At 66.1% G+C, this 22,490-nt stretch carries 17 protein-coding genes and 1 pseudogene; 11 read left to right on the top strand and 7 right to left on the bottom strand.

Annotated elements, in window-relative coordinates; all coding sequences use genetic code 11:
• Positions 1 to 54: 54 nt before the first annotated feature.
• The 5 genes from XARJCFBP2528_RS15080 to XARJCFBP2528_RS15100 all read right to left on the bottom strand — a co-directional run bounded on the left by XARJCFBP2528_RS15080 (position 55) and on the right by XARJCFBP2528_RS15100 (position 6,680).
• Positions 55 to 1,362, bottom strand: coding sequence for an APC family permease (locus tag XARJCFBP2528_RS15080; protein ID WP_016902824.1), 1,308 nt, complete (start codon positions 1,360 to 1,362; stop codon positions 55 to 57).
• On the bottom strand, positions 1,359 to 2,135 hold the full coding sequence (locus tag XARJCFBP2528_RS15085) for a L,D-transpeptidase family protein (protein WP_047124852.1): 777 nt from the start codon (positions 2,133 to 2,135) through the stop codon (positions 1,359 to 1,361). Before XARJCFBP2528_RS15085 ends, XARJCFBP2528_RS15080 begins: the two co-directional genes overlap by 4 nt.
• Before the next feature lie 650 nt (positions 2,136 to 2,785).
• On the bottom strand, positions 2,786 to 3,805 hold the full coding sequence (locus tag XARJCFBP2528_RS15090; RefSeq protein WP_047124271.1) for an IS5 family transposase: 1,020 nt from the start codon (positions 3,803 to 3,805) through the stop codon (positions 2,786 to 2,788).
• Positions 3,806 to 4,173: 368 nt separating this feature from the next.
• Positions 4,174 to 5,271: a dipeptide epimerase gene (locus tag XARJCFBP2528_RS15095; RefSeq protein ID WP_016905006.1), complete on the bottom strand. Its 1,098-nt coding sequence runs from the start codon at positions 5,269 to 5,271 to the stop codon at positions 4,174 to 4,176.
• Positions 5,268 to 6,680: an SH3 domain-containing protein gene (locus tag XARJCFBP2528_RS15100; RefSeq protein WP_016905007.1), complete on the bottom strand. Its 1,413-nt coding sequence runs from the start codon at positions 6,678 to 6,680 to the stop codon at positions 5,268 to 5,270. Before XARJCFBP2528_RS15100 ends, XARJCFBP2528_RS15095 begins: the two co-directional genes overlap by 4 nt.
• 311 nt (positions 6,681 to 6,991) lie before the next feature.
• Between XARJCFBP2528_RS15100 and XARJCFBP2528_RS15105 the strand changes: the two genes are divergently transcribed.
• From XARJCFBP2528_RS15105 to hglS, 11 genes and pseudogenes are all read left to right on the top strand, one after another.
• Positions 6,992 to 7,798 carry an N-acetylmuramoyl-L-alanine amidase gene (locus XARJCFBP2528_RS15105; protein ID WP_047124853.1) on the top strand — a complete coding sequence of 269 codons (807 nt, stop codon included), beginning with the start codon at positions 6,992 to 6,994 and terminating at the stop codon, positions 7,796 to 7,798.
• A gap of 98 nt (positions 7,799 to 7,896) precedes the next feature.
• Positions 7,897 to 8,643, top strand: coding sequence for a M15 family metallopeptidase (locus XARJCFBP2528_RS15110; RefSeq protein WP_080591356.1), 747 nt, complete (start codon positions 7,897 to 7,899; stop codon positions 8,641 to 8,643).
• Positions 8,644 to 8,723: 80 nt separating this feature from the next.
• On the top strand, positions 8,724 to 8,921 hold the full coding sequence (locus XARJCFBP2528_RS15115; protein WP_016903162.1) for a CPXCG motif-containing cysteine-rich protein: 198 nt from the start codon (positions 8,724 to 8,726) through the stop codon (positions 8,919 to 8,921).
• A gap of 137 nt (positions 8,922 to 9,058) precedes the next feature.
• Positions 9,059 to 9,436, top strand: coding sequence for a hypothetical protein (locus XARJCFBP2528_RS15120; RefSeq protein ID WP_016903161.1), 378 nt, complete (start codon positions 9,059 to 9,061; stop codon positions 9,434 to 9,436).
• A gap of 224 nt (positions 9,437 to 9,660) precedes the next feature.
• Positions 9,661 to 10,023, top strand: coding sequence for an EF-hand domain-containing protein (locus tag XARJCFBP2528_RS15125; RefSeq protein WP_016903160.1), 363 nt, complete (start codon positions 9,661 to 9,663; stop codon positions 10,021 to 10,023).
• Positions 10,024 to 10,278: 255 nt separating this feature from the next.
• A complete protein-coding gene (locus XARJCFBP2528_RS15130; RefSeq protein WP_016903159.1) occupies positions 10,279 to 10,713 on the top strand; it encodes an EF-hand domain-containing protein in 435 nt (144 codons plus the stop codon).
• A gap of 37 nt (positions 10,714 to 10,750) precedes the next feature.
• Positions 10,751 to 11,509 carry an HAD family hydrolase gene (locus XARJCFBP2528_RS15135; RefSeq protein WP_016903158.1) on the top strand — a complete coding sequence of 253 codons (759 nt, stop codon included), beginning with the start codon at positions 10,751 to 10,753 and terminating at the stop codon, positions 11,507 to 11,509.
• A 112-nt stretch (positions 11,510 to 11,621) separates the two neighbouring features.
• Positions 11,622 to 12,209 carry a hypothetical protein gene (locus tag XARJCFBP2528_RS15140; RefSeq protein WP_016903157.1) on the top strand — a complete coding sequence of 196 codons (588 nt, stop codon included), beginning with the start codon at positions 11,622 to 11,624 and terminating at the stop codon, positions 12,207 to 12,209.
• Positions 12,210 to 12,369: 160 nt separating this feature from the next.
• Entirely contained in the window at positions 12,370 to 12,993 is a 624-nt protein-coding gene (locus XARJCFBP2528_RS15145) for a hypothetical protein (protein WP_047124854.1), read from the top strand.
• Between the two features lie 124 nt (positions 12,994 to 13,117).
• A pseudogene (locus tag XARJCFBP2528_RS23510) lies at positions 13,118 to 13,255 on the top strand (beta-ketoacyl-[acyl-carrier-protein] synthase II); the annotation flags it as partial.
• Positions 13,256 to 13,598: 343 nt separating this feature from the next.
• Positions 13,599 to 14,966, top strand: a complete 1,368-nt coding sequence (hglS, locus tag XARJCFBP2528_RS15150; RefSeq protein WP_016903154.1) for a 2-oxoadipate dioxygenase/decarboxylase HglS — start codon at positions 13,599 to 13,601, stop codon at positions 14,964 to 14,966.
• Between the two features lie 929 nt (positions 14,967 to 15,895).
• Here the strand turns inward: hglS and XARJCFBP2528_RS15155 are convergent.
• On the bottom strand, positions 15,896 to 19,036 hold the full coding sequence (locus XARJCFBP2528_RS15155; RefSeq protein WP_016903153.1) for an efflux RND transporter permease subunit: 3,141 nt from the start codon (positions 19,034 to 19,036) through the stop codon (positions 15,896 to 15,898).
• Between the two features lie 133 nt (positions 19,037 to 19,169).
• Positions 19,170 to 22,418 (bottom strand): efflux RND transporter permease subunit, encoded by a 3,249-nt coding sequence (locus tag XARJCFBP2528_RS15160; RefSeq protein ID WP_047124855.1) that lies wholly within the window; start codon positions 22,416 to 22,418, stop codon positions 19,170 to 19,172.
• Positions 22,419 to 22,490 lie beyond the last annotated feature (72 nt).

Consider the following 22,490-nt stretch of genomic DNA (forward strand, 5'->3'; position numbering starts at 1 on the left):
GGGCGAGCACGGTTAGTCGTGCGTGATCGCTGTGCGAGCGTCCTGCGAAAACCGCTATGCGGGCTTGCGCGGAAACAGGTAAATCAGCCAGCCCACAAGCAATGCCACCCCGGCGGCCGCCAGGTTCTGCCAGCTGGCGCTGGCGAGCAGACCCAGCGACAGCAGCAGCGCTGCGATGGGAATGGCCGGCCCGCCAGGCAGGCGCAAGGTGTCGGTGCGTTGCCGGTAGCGACGCGCCAGCACGATCACTGCCGCAGCGGTACCGATATAGGCGAACAGCCGCGTGACCATCGACAGCAATGCCAGCTGCGTAAACGAGCCAGACAACGCCAGCGCCAGCGACAGCACGCCCTGGGTCAGCACTGCCGCAGCCGGGGTGTGGAAGCGCGGATGCACACGTGCCAGGAATGCGGGGCCGTAGCCATCCTGTGCCAGCGCGAACAGAAAACGCGGCCCGAGCATGACCGTATTGCTGGTGGTGCCGAGGATGGAAATGGTGGCACCCACGGTGAGGATCAGCGCCAGCGCCTCGCCGCCGAAACGGCTTGCGGCATCGGCCAATGGCGTGGGCGAGGCGGCAAGATTGGGCAGCGTGCCCTGTGCGACGACCTGGACCGCGGCGTAGATCAAGGTGACGGTCACGATCATGGTGATCAGCGCAAAGGGCACGTCGCGGCGTGGGTTGCGATATTCGCCCGCGGCCGCAGGAATGTTCTCAAAGCCTGCATAGGCAAACAGCAGCAGCAAGGCCGCTTCGCCCAGATTGCCCAGGTCGCGCAGATCCGGCGTGGTGCCGGCAAAGGCCCACGACCAGTCCACGTAGAACAGGCCAATTGCCACGAACAGCAGCAATGGCACCAGCTTGCCGATCACCAGCGCGATGCCGGTACGCGCCGCCGATTTCACGCCGATCACGTTGATGGCGGTGAGCAGGCCCAGGGAACCGACGACCACCAGCAAGCGCGCCCAGTGATCGGTTGCCACGGTCGGCCAGAACCGCGCCACCGCATCGGCCAGGCCGTTGCTCAATGCCGCTGCCGAACTGATGCGCGTGAGCCAGATCATCCAGCCGATCTGAAAGCCGACAAACGGGCCGAACGCCTCACGCGTGTACAGGTAACTGCCGCCCGGCGTGTCGAAATAGCTGGCCGCCTGCGCGTAGCACAACACCAGCAACGCCACCGCCAGACCGGCCAGCATCACCGCCCACAGGCTCATCGGCCCCAGCAGTGCCGCGGTGGCCGCGGGCAGCAGATAGATACCGCTGCCGATGACATCATTGATCGACAAGCCGACGATCTGCCAGCGGCTGACCACGCGGACCAGGCCAGTGGAATCGGGTGCAGGAGCCGGGGTGGTCATCGTGCCGCCTCCTTCAATTCGGGCAACTGCCACTGGGCTTGCAGGCGTGCGTATTCGGCACGTGGCAACAGCACGAACAGCGGTTTGTCGTCGGGCTTCAACCAGGCCAGCAGGCGTTGCATATCGGCCGGCGCCATCGCGGTGCAGCCGGCGGTGAACTGGCCCGGCGTGCGCCACAGATGGGCGAAGATGCAGCTGCCGCGCCCGGGAACCGCATCGGGATTGTGGGCGATCACGAAGCCCTCGCTGTAACGCGCATCGCCGGAATGTTGCAGGTCCAGGCGCATCGGTTCGGTCGACCCGGCCACTGCAGCCTTACCGACCTGCGCCGCATCGACGATGCGGTTGTACAGCGGCGAACTCGGCACATCCATGCAGTAGTGGGTGGCGCTCATCGCCTGGTACGGCATGGCGCTGTCGATCTGCTGGGCGTAACCGAAGGCCGGGCCGATCGCGAATACACCGGCCGGGCTGCGGCCGTCGCCTTCGCGCTTCTGCGGGCCTTGTGCCTGCGCCGGATGCAAGCCATCGTCCCAGGCACTGCCATGCCGCCCGAGCGCGACTGCGAAGCCCGGTGCGGCCGGTTGCCAGTGGCCGTCCACACGGGTGAATGTCTGCAGGCGCGCCTGGGTGCTGTCCCAGTCCGGCGTGGTCACCACGATCAACGCGCGCGCTTGATTCAAGGCATCGATCGGCCCGGCAGCGACGGCAACGCTGCTGCAGCTCGCCAGCGCCAACAGCACGGCGGATCGAAACAAGGTGGCAAGGCGCATGCAGGCTCCGGGGGAATGGTCGAGCGGGGACAAGTCTGGGGTCGATACACGGTTGACGGAGACAGTACGCTGCTTTGGTGCCGCGTCGGGCGCACCATCATGTCGCTACTGTACTCAGCAATGTGGCCGTGTGCCGCATGCGCGCGCCTGGTTTGTGCGACTGTTTGGCGGGGCTTATAACGGTTGGCGAGTGTGTTTTGGTGTTCTGGGAGACTTGGCCTCTGTGGCTGAGCTGGTTGCAGAGCGGCTGATCTGGGGCATGGTTGCATGGCCCTTGCCCGCCCACCCTCGCGGGACACGCCGCAAGTACGTCCTTGTAGGCTCTTACGCGGCATCCATGCCGCGTAAGGTCCCGCGACGGTGAGCGGGCAAGGACGTGTCGAGATGATCGGTGGGCATGGTGCAAGCAATGCACGACGTTCGCTGTCCGGGTGACTGCATGCGCAGAAGTGGTGAGGCATCGCGCCTGGACCAATGCGGCCTGGAGACCCTACTGACGTTTTAAGGGCACCTCGAACAACCTCGATTCTGCCGTTTGAGATGTTCGGTAAGGCGACAGGCCCCCCTCGCACCTGCCGGTCGAAGGGGCGCGAAGAGCCGACCCATGGCATTTCAAACCCGGATTGCGGCCTGTCAGCCGCCGTTTCCGCTCACGCCGGCACGATCCCCTGGCTCTGCAGCCGCGCCAGCCTCATCAGGTTGTGTGCGGCAACCTTCAGGCCGATCACCACCTGGGCTCGCGCCAGGCCAATCGTGCGCAGGCATTTGCCTCCCTGTTGGGCGAGTCGGGCAAACGGATGCTCGCCGAACGCCCGATCCTTGGCGATGCGATGGTTCCGACGCTGCTGGGCCAGGCTCAGCGGCTTGTCCGTCTGCCCCTTGTGCTGGATGTCCGCGCGGTAGCCTTGTCGCCTGAGTTCGGTTTCCCGAGCCTGGCTGGCATAGGCGCTGTCGGCCCGTACCGTGCGCCCGGTGTTGACTGGATCGAGCAGCGTCTCGAAGTGCCGGCTGTCGTGCACGTTGGCCGCACTCACCTCGTGCCGCCGGATGAACCCCCAGCGCCGATCCGTGTTGGCGTGCAGCTTGTAGCCGTAATGGGCCTTGCCGTGCTTGAGCGTCCAGCGCGCCTGCACGTCCTTCTGCCGCCGCTTGGCATCGCTCCAGTCCTGCACAGCCTCGCCTCGCTTGATCCGGGCGTTCTCCTCGCGCGTATTGCGCTGGATCGGCGCGCTGACGATGCTCGCATCAATGATCTGTCCACCCCGGGCAATGAACCCGGCCCGCTGCAACTGGCCGCTCACCGCCGCGCTGATGTCGCCGATCAGATCGTTCTTCTTGAGCCGCTCACGCCACACCCAGATCGTCTTGGCGTCAGGCACCTTGCCGCTGTGTTCCAACCCCAGGAAGCGCTGGAAGCTGCGACGGTCCAGCACCTGGTACTCCAGCGCCTCGTCGGACAGGTTGTACAACTGCTGCAACAGCAGCAGCCGGATCATCAGCTCCGTCGGCCACGCCGGGCGACCGCCCTTGGCACCCGTGCCCAGGCGAAGGTGGCCATCGATCACCGCCGCGATCGCGACGAAATCGATGTGCCGCGACAGCAGCTCCAGCGGATCGCTCAACTGCTGGCGCTTGGCTTCGCGCTCGGCCCCGGCAAACAGACTGATCATCGGCTCTTACCCTGGATGGCGGTGGAACTATGATGCCAAGGATCGGGGGTTTTTAGAGCTGCCCTTAAAGCGATTTTTTACATCGTGAAGTGCCCGAATCATCTCGTCGCGACCAAGCCGTCCTTTGACCTTGGGGCTGCTTTCAAAACAGCACTGCGTGCAGGCTGCAGTGCATCGGTACGTGGTGATGAAAGTAAGGGTTTTCGGCAACAACGTTGTGCACAGATCCATCTGGATTCTCCGATTATTTCCCCGGTCGGGCTGTCCGCATAGTTCTTTTCATTTAGCGGCGCAGGTTCAGTCCATCGACTCCGGCAGGGAACGACATGTGACCAAAAGCCCTATTTCAGCAGATTTTAGAGGTTCTGTTAAGCCGGCAGGAGCTCCAGCCCGTGGATGCGGCGGATGCCCAGGCCGGGCGACTCGTCGATATGGATCTGGGCATCGTCGAAGTGCACGCCGCCCTCGGTGGGATCGAACTGCCCGAGCGCGGGCGCATCCAGATCCGCCAGGGTGATGCTGTCGGCCTTGGCCACCGCCAGATGCACTGCCGCAGCCACGCTGATGCTGGATTCGATCATGCAGCCGATCATGCAGGGCACGCCGTACAAGCCAGCGATATCGGCAATGCGGATTGCGTCGGATAGCCCGCCGGTCTTCATCAGTTTGATGTTGACGATATCGGCGGCACGGCGCTGGATAAGGTCGATCACCTGGACCGGCGAGAACACGCTTTCGTCGGCCATCACCGGTGTGTCGATCCGCGCGGTGACAAACGCCAGCCCGTCGATGTCCGCGGCCTTGACGGGCTGCTCCACCAGTTCCATCACGATGCCGGCGTGTTCCAGCGTGCGCATGGTGCGCACCGCCTGTTTGGGTGTCCAGCCCTGGTTGGCATCCAGGCGCAGCGATGCGCGACCAGCGACAGCGGCATGTATCGCCGTGATCCGCTCGAGGTCCGAGCCGCTGTCCTTGCCGACCTTGATCTTCAGCGACCGATAGCCGCGCGTGAGCGCGGATTGCGCCTGCGCCACCATCACGTCGATGCTATCGACGCTGATGGTGATGTCGGTGGTGATGCGCGGCGTGCCGCCGCCGAGCGCACGGTAGAGCGGGGTGCCCAGGGCCTGCGCCCACAGGTCGTAGAGCGCGATCTCCACTGCTGCCTTGGCGCTGGTGTTGCGCTCCAGCGCGTGTTGCACCAGCGCGCATAGCCGGTTGAGATCGGCCACGTCCTGGCCGATCAACGTCGGCCCGATGCAATGCTGGATCGCAGCGATGATGGAGCCGTGCGTATCGCCCGTGATCGGGGCGGTGGCCGGCGCTGCGCCATAGCCGATGTGGCCGCTGTCGGTCTGCAGCAGCACCACCACGTCCTCGATCGCCTGCACGGTACGCACTGCTGTCTTGAACGGGGTCTTCAATGGCACGCGCAGCATGCCGAGGCGAAAGCCGGTGATCTTCATGGCGAGCCAATCGGTGCGATGCGTTGGATGCGGGTGATGTGGTCGACGAACGGTGTGCCGTCGTTGGCGAGCAGTGGCAGCAGCGGCGTCACCGACACACCGTTCAAGCGCGCGCGCTGCACGTTGCCGGCTGCGTCGCGATAACTGGCGCCGGCCACATCATGGATCACCCATGGCGCGCCGTGCTCGTGTCCAATCACCAGCATCACATGACCGGGGATATAGATCAGGTCGCCGACCTGCAGCCGGGCAAGTTGTTGCAGGCGCTGCGGCAGTGCGGCCTGCGCCTGGAACGGAACGCTCAGCAGTGCCGGGCTGCGTGCCTGATCGCCGGTATTGCGCGGCAATGCGATGCCCAGGCTGCGATACACATCCAGCACGAAACCGCTGCAGTCGCGCGCACCGTAATCGTTGCCCCAGCCATAGCGTTCGCCGAGAAATTTGAACGCCTGCTGCAACAACGCTGCAGGCGTGGCCGGCAGCGGGCCTACGCGCACGTCGGCACTGCGCGGGATCAGTGCCGGCACCAGCTGCAAGCGACCATCGCTGTTGCGCAGCGGCAGCTGCACGACACGGGCAGCCTGCGGCAACTGCCCGTTGACCGGCTGCTGCGGCGGCCAGTCGCGAAGCAGCGGCACGCTGGTGCCCATGTCCAGCGCCAGTGCGGAGATGGCGGGTACCTCCGGGGTGTAGGCGCTTTGCACGCGTGCCCCGGTGACCACCAGCCGTGGGCGGCGTTGTGCATAGTCCAGCACCTCCTCACGCGTGCCCACGGCAAGCCGGTCGGCAGCGATCCAGGCCGCATAGTTGGCCGCAAGCACAAAGTGCCATGCACCATCGGCGCTGGTGTGCAGCACCGCCACCGGTGTGCCGGGGTAGAGCGCCGATTCCTGGAAGCGGTCGATATCGTGGTCGTCGGTGGTGCTGAACACGCGTTGTGCGGTGGGGAAGGTGCGCAGAGCCGCGCGCTGCACCACCAGTGCGAACCGTGGCGTGACCTGTGCGGGCAGTGCATCCAGTGCCAGGGCGTGGCGCAGCGTCGCAAGGCGCGAGGCATCGATGCTGCGACCTTCGCTGTCGTATAACGCACGCGTCGGCATGGCCGACAGTGTTTCGATGCGCGCGCGCACCTCGGCCGCCGGCAGCACCTCGGCCAGCTGCGACAGGTCGTGCATGGAGCCATCGTCACGCAGCAAACGCGCATTGAAGCCGGCGATCTGTGCGGCAGTCATGTGCAGCGTCTGCGTGTTGCCAGCGCGCTGGATCCAGTAGTCGGCGGTCAGCTGCGCATCGCTGGCCGCCAACGGTGCCGTGTGCGGTATCGGGCTGGCAGGCGTTGCCGCAGCGGCAACGCAGGACAGTCCAGTGACCAGCAGCAACAACGTCAGCAGGCGGCGCGACAGTGGCATGAAAAGGGCTCTTAATGGATGCAGCGACTGGCGAGGCTTTTTACAGGCAATCACGACCGCAGGCGCGCGGACCTGCGCAGACCGCGCCGGCTTGTAGTGTACGCATGCGCAAGTATCGCCGGTGCGTGTCGCATGGCGCAGCGGCGCCGTAAGGTCTGTCGGTCTCTGCACACGTGCAGTCTGTCTGCCACCGGCCGCAGCCGCGTGCTGCACGCCATCGCCCCGCACGGCAGATAATGGGCGCATCGCCTGCGCGGCCCATCAGGGTGCTGGTACAGCGCAAGCCCTAGCCGTTTTGCCAGGAGAATCCGATGTCATCTGCTCCCACGCTGTCGCCATCGTCCTGGCTCCGCGCCGCGCTGTGCCTGGTGGTGCTGTCACTGGGGGCGTGCGCGCATGCGCCGCAGCGCAACCCGCTGGCCCAGTGGGTGCCCTCGCCCAACTACGACGCGCGGCGGCCGATCCTGATCGTGCTGCACTTCACCGACCAGCAATCGGTGCCGCAGAGCCTGGGCACGCTGCGCGGGCGCAATAGCGGCGGCCGGGTCAGTGCGCACTATCTGATCGGCGAGGATGGCGCGCGCTATCAACTGGTCAGCGACGACCAGCGCGCCTGGCATGGCGGCGCCGGGCGATGGGGCACCATCACCGACATCAATTCCGCCTCGATCGGCATCGAACTGGACAACGACGGCAGCGAGCCGTTCGCGCCCGCCCAGATCGACAGCCTGCTGGTGCTGCTGGACGACCTGTGCACCCGTCTGCGCATTCCGCGCACGCAGATCGTCGGGCATGAAGACGTGGCCCCGACCCGCAAGAACGATCCCGGCCCGCTGTTTCCGTGGAAGCGCCTGGCCGACGCCGGCTTCGGCCGCTGGCCTGCCGCCGATGCCCCCGCCGCGCCGGCAGGCTTCGATCCCTGGCAGGCGCTGGCCCTGCTCGGCTACAGCCTCGACGATCCCGCCGCCACGCTACAGGCATTTCATCATCACTACCGCGGCAGCGACGCCCGCACGCTGGATGCCGAGGATTTGCGCATCCTGCATGCGTTGACCGGGTCGCTGCGACCACTCAGCGTGCCAGTTACGGCCAAGCAGCTTGAGAGCGAAGGCTCATAAGTGCATCGTGGTCGCGTTCGCCTGCGCCATCCTGGCGACCCGATTCGGGCGTGATGCCTGATGTGCAATGTCCCCATTGATTACAAGGGAAAAAAACGATGAGGCAAATCAGGTCGATACGGACATTGCGTCGGCGGGTTCGGGGAGCGGTCTGTCATGCACTGCTGTCGATCGCGGTGGTGCCGTTGGTTGCCGCAGCTGCCGAGGTGCATGTCTCTTCGGCAACAACCGCCGCACAAGCCGGTCTGGTCAATGTGCAGGGCCTTGCGCCGGAGATTGCGGTGGACATGCGTTATGCGGGCAGCAACAACTTCACCGGGCGCGTGGTGCCGGGGTATGAGGCGCCCACGTGCTATTTGTTGCGTCCGGCAGCGGAGGCGCTGGCGCGGGTGGCGCGGTCGCTCAAGGCCCAGGGATATCGACTGCAGGTGTTCGACTGCTACCGGCCGGTGCGCGCGGTGCAGGCGTTCGTGGCCTGGGCTGCGGATCTGCAGGATCAGTCGACCAAGGCGCAGTACTACCCGCGTGTGGATAAGCGCGCGCTGTTGGGCGACTACATTGCCGAGACTTCGGGGCATAGCCGTGGCGCAACGCTGGACCTGGGCTTGCTCGATTGCCGGCAGGGCCCGTGCCAGCCGGTGGCGATGGGCACTCACTTCGATTTCTTCGATGCGCGTGCGCATACCGATGCGCGCGACATCAGTCCTGCCCAGCGTGCCCACCGCCAGCAGCTGTTGCGTGCCATGGCGGCGGAGGGATTTGCCAACTATCCGATGGAGTGGTGGCATTTCACCTTCCGCCCCGAGCCAATGCCGGATACCGCGTTCGATGTGCCGGTCAACTGAGCGACTGCGCCGCAGGCGGTGACTCCGGCCGCCGTGCTGTCCATGTTGTGCATCACCCCAGGCTGCTGCAAGGAATTGTCATGTCCGACCCGGAACGCTTTATCGATATCGCCTGCCCGTATTGCGGGGAGTGGATCACCCTGACGCTGGATCTGACCGGCGGCGACCAGCATTACATCGAAGATTGTCAGGTGTGCTGCAAGCCGATCTCGGTCAGCGTGCAATGGGATGAAGAAGGCGAGGCGCAGGTGAGTGCGCGCGGGCAGGACGATGCGTGAGCGCGGCGCGCCGCAGCATCGGGCACTCGTAGCGCTAGGCCGATCCTCATTCGCGTAAGCGCCTGCGCTTGCGGCCCCGGCCGGGATCCGTCACCCGCAACCGCTAGACTGGTGCGCCTGCTGCCTGGATCGTCACGATGAATCTGCCCCTGCACTTCGGTCTGCTCGGTTCGCTGGAGGCTGGCCTGATCGCGTTGGTGCTGGGTGTGCTGGTCTTCGCCGGGGTCGAGCACATCGGCCGGCGTCTGCACTTCACCCATGGGCACACGCTGGGTATTGCCTGTCTGCTCGCGGTCGTCATTGGCGGCGGCTACGACATCTGGAATCTCGTCTACACCAGCATCGTGCGGCTGGAGTCGCCGCTGTACGCGCGCCTGGCATTGGCCAAGATCCACGATCCCAACGAATTGGGATCGCGGGTGATCCTGGAAGTGGCCGGGGCGATCGCCGGTGTGGTGGTGGGTTGGAAACTGTTCAGCTCCGGAAGCTGGGATGACGAGGCACCGAATGCGTAAATTTACGTTATGAAATGCGGCACGGTTCGCATATTTCGACGCATTGAATGAGCTGCTTCTGTTTGGCTCACCGATGTCTAACAGATGGCTAGGCGCAAACGTCCGACGCGTGGTTAAGAGGATGTTTTGCGCGAAATTGCGGCGGGTTTTGCGTTCATTCGCGCTGGGTAAGGTGGGGCCATGTGCGGCGACACCGCGCATTCCCAAGCCAAGGAGACCACCCAATGAAGAATCGCAACCGCACCTCGCTGCTCGCCGCCACCGCCGCTCTTGCCGCCGCTCTGGCGCTGCCGGCCATGGCGCAGAGTACGCAGCAGGATGCCGCCGCGACGTCGGCCCAGTCGGGAAGCTCTGCCACCACTGCGGCACAGCCTGCGCAGTCCGGCGGCGGTCAGACCTGGGCAAGCGTCGACACCGACAGCGACGGCGCCATCAGCACACAGGAAGCCCAGGTCAATGCCGGGCTCGCGCAGATCTTCAATGACGCCGATTCCGACAAGAACGGCAAGCTGACCCCGGACGAATACAAGGCGTTTGTCGCCAAGCAGCAGGGCGGCGCAGCGGGTAGTGGGTCGCAAGGCAACTGAGGTAGTAGGTCGCACGGTAGTGAGTTCGTTTGCCGACATGTTTTTTCGACATCAGGAGGCAGCTTTCGCAATCGCAGTCGTTTGAGCAGTGTTGTCGGTTGATCCGTGGCATCGCCTTGTGGATGCTCCTGATCAGCAAGTAGCAGCATGACCACGTAACAGGATGGACACGCGGGAGCGATCTGTCAGGGTCGCTCCCGTTTTCTTTACGTGCGCCGCGCTAGATTTGCCCGCTCGTCCCTTCGGCACATTTTCATGCTGCTGCGTATCGCCATGCTGGTCGGCCTGTCGAGTCCACTGTGGGCGCTCGCGGCGCCGCCGGAGTTGCCGCCAGCCAACCCGTCGCGTGCGACCTCCACCACAGGGACGGCAACACCGGCAATGGCGCCGTTGCCGATCGACCCACCACCGCCTGCCACCACGCCCTTGCTGCCGGCCGACGCTGCAGCGCCATCGGCTGCCAAAGGCGGTGCGGAGGCCGCACTGGCGCCGCAGGCCGGCACGTTGGCGCCACGGACCTTCCGCAGCCTGGACAGCGACGCCGACGGCTCATTGACCGTAGCCGAAGCCGGCGCGGACCCCGTCCTGCGCGAGAATTTTGCCGGCTTCGACAGCAATGGCGATGGGCGCCTGTCGCGCGACGAATTCGCCAGCTACCAGCCCGGTCCGGGCGACGCCGCGGGGGATTGACCGCAGCAGCGCTCCAGTGCGCTGCTAAACTGGCACGATGACCTCTTCTGCACAGCGCGACGGCCAGGCGATCCAACTGGTCGGCTTCGACGGCGACGATACCCTCTGGAAAAGCGAGGACTATTACCGCACTGCCGAAGCGGATTTCGAAGCGATCCTGGCCGATTACCTGGATCTGGGCGATACCCGCATGCAGCAGCACCTGCTGGCGGTGGAGCGGCGCAATCTCAAGGTATTCGGCTACGGCGCTAAGGGCATGACGCTGTCGATGATCGAGACGGCCATCGAACTGACGCAGGCGCGCATCGCCGCACGCGATATCCAGCGCATCGTCGAGATCGGCCGCGCCACGCTGCAGCACCCGGTGGAGGTGATTGCCGGCGTGCGCGAGGCGGTCAGCGCAATTGCCGCCGACTATGCGGTGGTGCTGATCACCAAGGGCGACCTGTTCCATCAGGAGCAGAAGATCGAGCAATCCGGTCTGGCCGATCTGTTTCCGCGCGTGGAGGTGGTGTCCGAAAAGGATCCCCAGACCTATGCGCGCGTGCTGGCCGAGTTCGACCTGCCGGCGCAGCGCTTTGTGATGATCGGCAATTCCTTGCGCTCGGACGTGGAGCCGGTGCTGGCCATCGGCGGCTGGGGGATCTACACCCCGTACGCGGTGACCTGGGCGCACGAGCAGGAGCATGGCGTGTCTGCCGACGAGCCGCGCATGCGCGAAGTGCCCGACGCCGCCGGCTGGCCGGCGGCAGTGCATGCGCTGGATGCAGTGGCCCGGCAGCACGCGCTAAGCTGACTTCCGTCGCGGCCAGCGCCGCGACCTGGATCTGCCGGCGCAACCGGCGGCGCCCAGCAACAGGACGTTTCCGGTCAGGCGTGAATGCCTGGCCGACTAGGAGGGATCACCGATGCGCATGTTGTCGTTTACCTGCCGTGTCAGCCTGGCCGCATTGCTGGGTCTGTCAGGCGGCGCGCCGTCGCTAGCGGCTGCCGAGCTCGAAGAAGAAGTCATCAACCCGAGCGAAGTGATCTTTCGCGACGGTCAGCCTTACTACGACGATGGCGGCAACTATGTCCGCCTGCGTACGCGTCGGGACGCGGGGGAGCTGGTGTATTTCCGCATGGTGCGCTTCGACCGCGAGCAGGGTTATGTGGATGCCCAGGGCCAGAGTGTTGCGACCTTGCAGACCCGGCCGGACCGGCGTGAGCGCAGCAGCGTGTTTGCTGCCGACGGGTATTCGGGCGAGCGCTACGGCCCCTATGGCGGCGACGCCCGCGGATACCTCGGGTATGGCGCCGGGCTGCGGCTGGGCGCGTCGCGCAACCGCCCCTACGGCCAGATCTATTACGGCAATGGTCTGTATGGCCCGGACCCTTATAGCAGCCCGCACAATCGCGATGCGCGGCAGCGTTACATCGGCCCGGGCTATGTGGGTGCCTGCGATCTCAGCGGCTGCCGCGAAGTGCACTACGGCGGTTTTTACGATCTGCGCTGAGCGCGGCCGGCGCCGCTGTGCGCGCGCCAGACATGCGAATGCTCGTGGCGGTCCGGCGTCATGCATCCGTTCCGACTCGGGGCATCCCACGCGGCTGGCGCGCTGACCGCGCGCCACCTGTGTCGGTGGTGGAAGCGCTCGGCCTGACAGCGACGCGGGCATGCGGCATCATCGGCGCATGCCTTCACTGTTCATCTCGCCGTTGCGATCCCTGCCGCTGCTGAGTGCGCTGCTGCTGCCGATGCTGGCAGTTGCGCAGACGTCGCCTGCGCCGGCATCCGCGCCTGCCGCTGCGGCACCGGCTGCTGCGCCGGCAGTGACGCCGGGCACCGGCGATGCCTGGGTGGACCAGCATCTGGCCGACATGGGCAGCTACGCGCAGCGCTACCCGGACAGTTTCATCGGCGAAGTTGCGCGCTACACCGGCACCCCGCGCGGTTATGTGCAGGCATTGTTGCAGGTGCATGGCTGGCACGCCGGCGACATCTATTTCGCCTGTTTCTGGGCGCAGACGCTGCAGTTGTCCTGCCGCGACACGGTACGCGCCTACAGCCGTGACCATCATGACGGCTGGGAGGGCGTGATCACGCGGCTGTCGGTCACGCCGGAGACCGTGCATCTGCGCGCGCTGCGGCACGCCATCGTCGCCAGTTACGACCGCTGGGAACGTCCGATCACCCTGGACGCGCTGCTGCGACGCCAGCTCGGCGATCACGCGCAACGGCTGGAAGCCGCGCGCCAGGCCAGCGAGGCGGCCGAGGCAGCGGCGCAGGCCGGGCTTTAAAGTGGCTGGCAAACCGGCGGCGTAGCCACCCGGCGGGTGTGGCGGTACTAGGAACCGGCGTGTACCACTCGCACGCTGCGTTTCCTGCGCGCCGTCCAAGCAGATCCGGTGGCTGCCGGCTCAAGGTGGTGTCGGCTACCGGTGCGGCAGCGTGCTATTCGGCGTCAACTCGCTGCAGGTAGTGGCACCGGAGCCGTGCCAGCCGTTCGATGCGCGCCAGGTCGGCCTGAGCCTGGGCGGGGCTGGCGGCCTCTCTCGCTTGTTGGCCATCCTCGGAGCGACCCACAAGATGACTGCGCTCCCGGCCGCACGGGCGCAGTCGGCTTAGGACCGACATGGACCACGCCGTGCGCTACGGTTCCGAGCTTGCCCACCATCCGCATCCAGCGGACGACTGCTCGCCACGGATCGCCAGCCGCCACTCGATGCGTTTTACGCCTGGTGGGAACCCGCACAGTGGCAAGCCGTGAGGTGATCGATCGGCTGCGCGGCTGTCTGCGCGCCAACACAGGCGTCGGCATGCTGCCGTGCAGCTGGCCGCCGCAGGGTGCGGTCGGCGAGAATGCTGCAACGCCGGCGTTGGCCGGCTCTGCCAAGACCAGCCCATGCGCGATACCGTGTTTGTCTCCCCCGATCACATCCGCAGCCTGTTCGCGCAGGCGATGTCGGACATGTATCGCGCCGAGGTGCCGTTGTACGGCGACCTGATGACGCTGGTGGCGCAGGTCAACGCCGACACCCTGAGCGCCGATCCCGCCCTGGCCGCGCGCCTGCAACGCAACGACGAACGCGCGCGGCTGGATCTGGAACGGCATGGCGCCATCCGCGTCGGCACGGCGCAGGAACTGGCCACGTTGCGGCGGCTGTTTGCGGTGATGGGCATGCATCCGGTGGGCTATTACGATTTGTCGGTGGCGGGTGTGCCGGTGCATTCCACTGCGTTCCGCCCGATCGACGAGGCGGCGCTGTCGGTCAATCCGTTCCGCGTGTTCACCTCGTTGCTGCGGCTGGAGTTGATCGAAGACGCCGCGCTGCGGGCGCAGGCGGCGCAGATCCTGGAGCAGCGGCAGATCTTCACCGCCGCCGCGCTGGAGCTGATCGAACAGCACGAGCGCCATGGCGGGCTGGAGGCGGCGCAGGCGCAGCAGTTCGTGGCCGAAGCGCTGGAAACCTTCCGCTGGCATGGCGATGCCACGGTGTCGCTGCCGACCTACCGCGCGTTGAGCGAGGCGCACAAGCTGATCGCCGACGTGGTGAGTTTCCACGGGCCGCATATCAACCACCTGACGCCACGCACGCTGGATATCGATGCGGCGCAGGCGCAGATGCAGCGCGCCGGCATCGATGCCAAGGCGGTGATCGAAGGGCCGCCGCGTCGTCGGGTGCCGATCCTGCTGCGCCAGACCAGCTTCAAGGCACTGGAGGAGCCGGTGCGCTTTGTCGGCGACAGCGGGCAGGCCGAGCACGGTACGCATACCGCGCGCTTCGGCGAGATCGAACAACGCGGGCTCGCGCTGACGCCCAAGGGCCGCGCGCTGTACGACGCGCTGCTGGCGCAGGCACGCGACAGCGATGGCGCGGGCAGCACCGGTACCGATTACGCCACGCGGCTGCAGACCGCGTTCGTGGCGTTTCCCGACGACGAAGCCGTGCTGCGTCAGGAAGGCCTGGGCTATTTCCGCTACGCGCTGACCGAGGCCGGACGTGCCGATCCCGCGCAGGTGGCGGCAATGCCGGCAGAAACCGCGATTGCGCTCGGTCTGCTCAGTGCCGATCCGATCATCTATGAAGATTTCCTGCCGGTGAGCGCGGCCGGCATCTTCCAGTCCAATCTCGGTGGCGCCGAACAACGCGCCTATGCCGCCCATTCGAGCAAGCGCAGTTTCGAACAGGCGCTGGGCGCGCAGGTGCAGGATGAGTGCGCGTTGTACGCGCAGCTGGAGCGGGCGTCGCTGCAGGCGTTGCTGGTGTAGCGGTCACGGCGCGGCGCGTACGTTTGCACGCCTGCTGTCTGCCGGTTTTGTCGCGTATTACGTGTCGTGATCACGCAGTCCACATTGCAAGAATGTGCGCTGCTGCGGATTCGGATGGCGCGTACCTTGAAGCATCGGAACAAAGAAGCAATCGAGGTTTTGGCTAGTCTCGGCATCTGGACGCGGTCAGGCGCTTCGGCTCAGGTCAAAAGCTCAGTGAGTCGAGCGCGCGGTGTCCTCACCGCTTGCGGGACACGCCGTGAATCCGTCCGTGGAGGCTCCTTGGCGGCATTCATGCCGCCAAGGGTCCCGCAACCGGCGAGGACACCGCACCAGGAAATTGGTCGGTGGGTAAAGAGCGTTTACCTGCGTTTTTCAGGTTATTTGCTGGAAGGCCTGACTCTTGCTCGGCCTGTGCCGGGAAGCTGATCGATCGGACCCACCCTGATCCGACCAACGCATGCCATGCCCGCTTGCAGACACGGACACCGACCATCTCGACAGGTCCTTGCCCGCCTACCGTCGCGGGACCTTACGCGGCATGGATGCCGCGTAAGCGCCTACAGGGACGTACTTGCGGCGTGTCCTGCGATGGTAGGCGGGCAAGGGCCCCGCAACCAAGCTGCAGCCCCGTCGCGCGATAACTGATCCATCCCTGATCCATCCATACCGTCCAACACGTCAAGACAGCCGAACTTCCGGTCGCAGCGTCGTCTGGATGCGGTCAAGCACTTGGGCTCTGGCCGAAAGCAAGTAGGTCGAGCGTGCATTTGCAGCTCGCATCACCGTGCCGCGTTTGAATACGCTGCCAGCAGCGATGCCCCGGCGTCATGCCAGCAAGCGGCAAGCGATGGCGAAAGATGCGGGCCAACCGCCATGCCGGCCGGCACGCACCGGTCCGTGCAGACCGGCACGTGTGCGGCGTCGCTTCAGTGCGCCGACGCCGCCGGGCGCCGTGCTGCCGCGCGCTCTGCCCGGCGTGCACGCGCACGTGCGCGACGCGCCTTCCAGCGTTCGCTCAGGCAGGAGAAGATCACGTACAGCGCCGGGGTGCTGAGCAGGGTCAGGCTCTGCGAGAAGATCAGCCCGCCGATCATCGCGATGCCCAGCGGGCGGCGCAGTTCGGAGCCTTCGCCCAGGCCGACCGCCAGCGGCACCGCGGCCAGGATCGCCACCATGGTGGTCATCATGATCGGGCGGAAGCGCACGATCGAGGCCTCGCGTGCGGCCGCGCGCGCATCCATGCCGTGCACGCGCTGCGCCACCAGCGCGAAGTCGATCATCATGATCGCATTCTTCTTGACAATGCCGATCAGCAACACCAGCGCGATCATCGAGATCACCGACAACTCGGTGTTGGTGAGGAACAACGCCAGCAGCGCGCCGACGCCGGCGGCCGGCAGCGTCGACAGGATGGTCACCGGATGGATCAGGCTCTCGTAGAGCATGCCCAACACGATGTAGACGGTGAGCACTGCGGCCAGCAGCAACACGCCCATCGAGTTGGGGCTGAGTTGCACGTTGAAGCTGTCGTCGCCGCTGAGGCGGATGCCGTCGGGCATGCGCAAGCCTTCCACGGTGGACTTGATGATCAGGTCCGCCTCGCCGGTGCTCACGCCCGGTGCGAGGTTGTAGCTCAGATCCATCGTGGTGTACTGGTTTTCGTGGACGATCTGCGGCGGCGCCAGCCCGGGCACCTGGGTGGCGACGGAGGTGATCGGCACCATCAGGCCGGCGCGGTTGGGCACGAAGACCTGGTCCAGCGCCTTGGGCGTTGCCGTCTGCGAGGGCAGTGCATTGACCACCACGCTGTACTGGTTGAGATCCGAATAGATGGTGGAAATGGAGCGCTGGCCGAAGGCGCCATACAGCGCGCCATCGATGGCACCGACCGAAATGCCCAGGCGCGCGGCCTTGGCGCGGTCGATCACGATGTTCTGGCGCAGACCCGATGTATCCACGTCGGTGCCGACATCGCGCAGGCGCGGATTCTTCTTCAACGCGGCCTGCAGTTTGGGCAGCCATTCCTGCAGCTGCGCCAGGTCGTTGCCCTGCAGCGAAACGCGGTACTGCGCACCCTGGCTGGTGCCGCCACCGCCGTCGCTGGGCAGGTCCTGGATCGCGCGCAGGCGCAGATCCAGATCCGGGTAGCGGTCGGCCTTGGCGCTCAGGCGTGCGACCACTTGCGCGGTGGTGTCGCGGCGGCCTTCGTCGCGCTTCTTCAATTCGATATTGAACGAGGCGCTGGAACCCTGCCGGCCGGAGCCCAGCCGCGCGCCGACGGTCTTCACCGCCGGGTCGGCCATCAGCATGTCGGTGATGCGGCGCTGGCGGCTGACCATGTCGGCAAACGACACCGTGGCGCTGGAATTGGCGCGGCCCCAGATCAGGCCGGTGTCCTGCGCAGGGAACGAGCCCTTCTTGACTGCGCCGCCGAGAAAGACGGTGGCGGCGATCAACAGCAGCGGCGTCAGCGACAGCAGCAAGGCGTGCCGCAGCGAGAAATCCAGCGCCACCGTGTACACCGCGAGCATGCGCTCGTGCATGCGGTCCAGCCAGGCGCCAAAACGGCCAGGTTTCTCCGGCTCGGTGTGCGCGGACAGAAAGCGGCTGCACAGCGCCGGCGTCAGGGTCAGCGACACCAGCATCGACACCACGATCGCCGCCACCAGGGTCACGGTGAACTCGCGGAAGAACGCGCCGATCATGCCGCTGGCAAACAGCATCGGAATGAACACCGCCACCAGCGAGGCAGTGATCGACACGATGGTGAAGCCGATCTCGCGCGCACCGGCCAGTGCGGCATCCAGACGCGGCATGCCTTCGTCCAGATGACGCATGATGTTTTCGATCACCACGATCGCGTCGTCGACCACAAAGCCAATGGCGATCACCAGCGCCAGCAGGCTGAGGTTGTTCAAGGTGAAGCCCAGTATGTACATCACCAGCGCCGAGCCGGCCAGCGACAGCGGCACGGTGACCGCCGCGATCAACGTCGGCGCCAGGCGGCGCAGGAACAGCGCCATGGTCAGGATCACCATCACCAGGCTGATCATCAGCGTGGCCTGCACCTCGTGCAGAGAGGCGCGGATGGTGGGGGTGCGGTCGAAGTAGGGCGTCAGCTTGGTGCCGGGCTGCAGGTAGGCGCGTAGCTCGGGAATCTGCGCCTTCACCTGGTCCACGGTTTCGACGATGTTGGCGCCGGCGCGGGTGAAGGCATACATCACCACCGCCGGTTTGCCGTCGAACCAGGCCGCTTGATAGGCATCCTGCTGGCCGTCGTAGACGGTGGCCACGTCGCCCAGCCGCACGATGCGCCCGTTGGACTGGGTGGAGATCGCCAGCTGGGCGAAATCGGCGGCCTTGGACACCGAATCGTTGGCCACGATCGCCATGGTGGTGTTGCCGTCGGACAAGAATCCGGTCGGCGAGGTGACGTTGGCCGCGCGCACCGCATTGCGCAGATCGTCCGGGGTCAGGCCCAGCGCGTTGAGCGCGCGCAGATCCACATCCACGCGGACCGCCGGCGTGGAGGCGCCGGCGATATCGACCGAACTGATGCCGGTGATCTGGCGCAGCCGTTGCGCCAGCAGCGAGTCGGCAACGTTGTAGAGCTCATCGGCCGATTGCGTGTCCGAGGTCAGCGCGATGGCGATGACCGGGTCGTCGTTCGGATTGGCTTTCGAATAGATCGGCGTGCCGAGCCCGGACGGCAGGTCCGATTGCGAAGAGTTGATCGCCGTCTGCACATCCTGCGCGGCCGAATCGATGTTGCGATTGCTCTGGAACACCAGCACCACCAGGCTGCTGCTCTCCGAGCTGGAGGAGCGCATGCGGTCGATGCCGGGCAGCTGGCCCAGGTGGCGCTCCAGCGGTGCGGTGACGGTGGAGGCCATGGTGCTGGCATCGGCGCCGGACTGCGTGGCGTGCACGAAGATCACTGGAATCTGGATGTTCGGCAACGCCGCCACGCCCAGCCGCAGGTAGCACATCAATCCGATCACGAACAAACCGATCGCCAGCAGCGCGGTGCCGATCGGGCGCTTGATGAAGGGCGCGGAGATGTTCATGGGGTGACTGCCGGGAATCGGGATTCGGGATTCGGGAATCGGGAAAGGCAACAGCCAGCGCAGTTGCCATACGCGCGTGCGGGAAGGCGGTGCCGTGGGCAGGCAGACCGATCAGCGATGACGCCATCGGTCATCATGCCGGGCGCTCCGAGGTGGAGGCCGGGGGCACGCCGTCGCGGCGGGCGGCACGCCGCGCGCGCCAATCGCGTAGCCGCTCGCCGGCACGTTCCATGTACAGGTAGATCACCGGCGTGGTGTACAGCGTCACCAGCTGCGACAGCAGCAGGCCGCCGACGATGGCGATGCCGAGCGGACGCCGCAGTTCCGAGCCGATGCCGGTGCCCAGCGCCAGCGGCAACGCGCCCAGCATCGCGGCGGCGGTGGTCATCATGATCGGGCGGAAACGCAGCAGGCAGGCGCGCCGGATCGCTTCGTGCGCGTTGGCGCCTTCGCGGCGGGCGTCGATGGCGAAGTCGATCATCATGATCGCGTTCTTCTTGACGATGCCGATCAGCAGCACGATGCCGACGATGCCGTCCACCGACAGGCTCAACCCGCACATCATCAGCGCCAGCAGCGCGCCGACGCCGGCCGGCGGCAGCGTGGAGATGATCGTCAGCGGGTGGATGTAGCTCTCGTAGAGCACGCCCAGCACGATGTAGATCACCACGATCGAGGCCAGCAGCAGCCATACGATATCGGTCTGGCTGCCGGTGAATTCGGCCGCCTTGCCGACGAACGCCGCATGCACCTGGGTGGGGATCTTCAGATCCTGGCGCGCCTGCTCGATCGCCTCCACCGCCTGCGACAGCGAATGGCCGGGCGCCAGATTGAACGAGATCGTGACCGCCGGCAGCTGTTGCTGGTGGCTGACCACCAACGGCGTGTTGGTGACCTTGGCCTCGGCCAGTGCGGCCAGCGGAATGATGCTGCCGGCGCCGACCACGATGCCGGTGTTCTGCGCGCCCACGCCGGTGGCGGTGGAGGAGTTGGACGAGGTCAGCTGGCCGAAGCTGGTGGCATTGGTGCCGGTCAGCGCGCCGCTGCCGTTGCTGGCCACCGCCAGCTGGTTCATCAAGGCGGTGCTGCTGCGGAACTCCGGCGCCACTTCCAGCACCACCCGGTACTGATTGAGCTCGGTGAAGATGGTGGAGATCTGGCGTTGACCGAAGGCGTCGTACAGCGTGTCGTCGATGGTCTGCATCGGCACGCCGAGCATGCTGGCCTTGTCGCGATCGATGCTCAGCTCCAGCGCCCGGCCCTGGTTGGCCAGGTTGTTGTCCACGTCGGCCAGCTCGGGCAGCTTGCGCATCGCCTCGGTCATGCGCCCGGCCCAGGTGGCCAGCTCGCTGCTGTCCACATCCGACATCGAATACTGGTATTCGGTGGCGGCCACGCGGGTGTCCAGGGTGACGTCCTGTACCGGCTTGAGGAACAGCGCCACGCCGGGAATGCCGGCCACCGCCTTTTGCAGGCGCGGCAGCACTTCGTCCAGGCCCTCGCGGTCGCCACGCGTCTTCAGCACGATCGACAACTGGCCCTGGTTGATGGTCGGGTTCATGGTGCCGGCGCCGATGAAGGCGGCCACGCCGGTCACGGCGGGGTCCTTCTGCAGCGCCGCGGCCACCGCCTGGGTGCGCTGCTCCATCTGCGGGAACGCCACGTTCTGGTCGGCCTGCACCACGCCGGTGATCAGGCCGGTGTCCTGCTCGGGCAGCAGGCCCTTGGGGATCGCCATGTACAGCACCACGGTCAGCGCCACCGCGCCGATCGCCACCGCCAGAGTCAGCGGCTGGTGCGCCAGCACCCAGTCCAGGCTGCGCTCGTAAGCGCCCACGGTGCGCGTCCACAGGTTGGTCTTGCCGGCGGCCGCGGCGCGTTCGTGCGCGTCCTCGCCTTCGGGCAGGGCGTCGGGCTTGAGCAGGTAGGCGCACATCATCGGCGTCAGCGTCAGCGACACCAGCATCGAGATCACCACCGCAATCGACAGCACCCACGCAAACTCATGGAACAGCCGCCCGGTCACGCCCGGCATCAGCAGCAGCGGCAGGAACACCGCCACCAGCGACACGGTCAGCGACAGCACGGTGAAGCCGATCTGCTTGGCGCCGATCTCGGCCGCCTCCGGCCCGCTCTTGCCCTGTTCGATGTAGCGCACGATGTTCTCGATCATCACGATCGCATCGTCGACCACGAAGCCGGTCGCCACCACCAGCGCCATCAGCGACAGGTTGTCCAGCGACATGCCGGCAAACGCCATCACCCCGAAGGTGCCGGCCAGCGACAGCGGCACCGCCACCGAGGGAATGATGGTGGCCCACAACCGGCGCAGGAACACGAAGATCACCGCCACCACCAGCGCGATGGTCAGCACCAGGGTGAACTTGACCTCGTGCACCGAGGCGCGGATGGTTTCGGTGCGGTCGGAGAACACCTCCAGGTGCACGTCGGCCGGCAGCACCGCCTGCAGCTGCGGCAGGATGCTGCGGATCTGCTCCACCGTCTGCACGATGTTGGCACCGGGCTGGCGGCGGATTTCCAGCAGCACCGCCGGCTTGCCGTCGGCCCAGGCGGCGAGCTGGTCGTTCTCCACCCCGTCGACCACGTTGGCCACATCGGCCAGCCGCACCGGGCGGCCATTGCTGTAGCTGATGATGGTCTCGCGGTACTGCGCCGCGTCGGTGAGCTGGTCGTTGGTGCCGATGCTGTAGGACTGGGTCTTGCCGTTGAGCGAGCCCTTGGGCGCGCTGACATTGGTCTGGGTCAACGCGCTGCGCAGCGACTCCATGGTCAGGCCCATGTTCGACAGCTGCGCCGGGTTGACCTGGATGCGCACCGCAGGCCGCACATTGCCGGCGATCGACACCAGCCCCACGCCCGGCACCTGCGACAGGCGCTGGGCCAGGATCGCATCGGCATAGCGGTTGACCTCGCGCAGCGGCAGCGAGTCGGAGGTGAGCTTGAGGGTCAGGATCGCCGCATCGGCCGGATTGACCCGGTTGTAGACCGGTTGATACGGCAGCGACGAGGGCAGGGTGGCCTGACGGATCGCCGCCTGCACATCCTGCGCGGCGATGTCGATGTCGCGGTCCATCGAGAACTGCAGGATGATCGTGGACAGGCCTGCCGACGAATCGGAGGTCATCATCTGCAGCCCGGAGATCTGCCCGAACTGGCGCTCCAGCGGCGTGGTCACCAGCGAGGCCATGGTGGTCGCATTGGCGCCGGGATACTGGGTGGTGACCACCAGGCTGGGCGCGTCGATTTCCGGCAGCGCCGAGACCGGCAATTGCCGGTAGCCCAGGATGCCCAGCAGCAGGATGCCCGCCATCAACAACGAGGTGGCGATGGGACGGCGGATGAAGATGGTCGAAAAGCCCACGGGGGGTGTCCTTGCTGAAGACGTCAATCGATGCCGGCGCGCGCAGCGCCGATGCACACCGGCGACGGAAGT

Source organism: Xanthomonas arboricola pv. juglandis (assembly GCF_001013475.1).
Lineage (GTDB): Bacteria > Pseudomonadota > Gammaproteobacteria > Xanthomonadales > Xanthomonadaceae > Xanthomonas > Xanthomonas arboricola.

Bases quoted from the DNA above. Each gene is read 5' to 3' on its own strand.
- XARJCFBP2528_RS15095 (WP_016905006.1), bottom strand. From the start codon at position 5,271: ATGAAGATCACCGGCTTTCGCCTCGGCATGCTGCGCGTGCCATTGAAG.
- XARJCFBP2528_RS15110 (WP_080591356.1), top strand. From the start codon at position 7,897: ATGAGGCAAATCAGGTCGATACGGACATTGCGTCGGCGGGTTCGGGGA.
- XARJCFBP2528_RS15105 (WP_047124853.1), top strand. From the start codon at position 6,992: ATGTCATCTGCTCCCACGCTGTCGCCATCGTCCTGGCTCCGCGCCGCG.
- XARJCFBP2528_RS15140 (WP_016903157.1), top strand. From the start codon at position 11,622: ATGCGCATGTTGTCGTTTACCTGCCGTGTCAGCCTGGCCGCATTGCTG.
- XARJCFBP2528_RS15130 (WP_016903159.1), top strand. From the start codon at position 10,279: ATGCTGCTGCGTATCGCCATGCTGGTCGGCCTGTCGAGTCCACTGTGG.
- XARJCFBP2528_RS15100 (WP_016905007.1), bottom strand. From the start codon at position 6,680: ATGCCACTGTCGCGCCGCCTGCTGACGTTGTTGCTGCTGGTCACTGGA.
- XARJCFBP2528_RS15155 (WP_016903153.1), bottom strand. From the start codon at position 19,036: ATGAACATCTCCGCGCCCTTCATCAAGCGCCCGATCGGCACCGCGCTG.
- XARJCFBP2528_RS15125 (WP_016903160.1), top strand. From the start codon at position 9,661: ATGAAGAATCGCAACCGCACCTCGCTGCTCGCCGCCACCGCCGCTCTT.
- XARJCFBP2528_RS15120 (WP_016903161.1), top strand. From the start codon at position 9,059: ATGAATCTGCCCCTGCACTTCGGTCTGCTCGGTTCGCTGGAGGCTGGC.
- XARJCFBP2528_RS15115 (WP_016903162.1), top strand. From the start codon at position 8,724: ATGTCCGACCCGGAACGCTTTATCGATATCGCCTGCCCGTATTGCGGG.
- XARJCFBP2528_RS15085 (WP_047124852.1), bottom strand. From the start codon at position 2,135: ATGCGCCTTGCCACCTTGTTTCGATCCGCCGTGCTGTTGGCGCTGGCG.
- XARJCFBP2528_RS15145 (WP_047124854.1), top strand. From the start codon at position 12,370: ATGCGGCATCATCGGCGCATGCCTTCACTGTTCATCTCGCCGTTGCGA.
- XARJCFBP2528_RS15090 (WP_047124271.1), bottom strand. From the start codon at position 3,805: ATGATCAGTCTGTTTGCCGGGGCCGAGCGCGAAGCCAAGCGCCAGCAG.
- hglS (WP_016903154.1), top strand. From the start codon at position 13,599: ATGCGCGATACCGTGTTTGTCTCCCCCGATCACATCCGCAGCCTGTTC.
- XARJCFBP2528_RS15135 (WP_016903158.1), top strand. From the start codon at position 10,751: ATGACCTCTTCTGCACAGCGCGACGGCCAGGCGATCCAACTGGTCGGC.
- XARJCFBP2528_RS15080 (WP_016902824.1), bottom strand. From the start codon at position 1,362: ATGACCACCCCGGCTCCTGCACCCGATTCCACTGGCCTGGTCCGCGTG.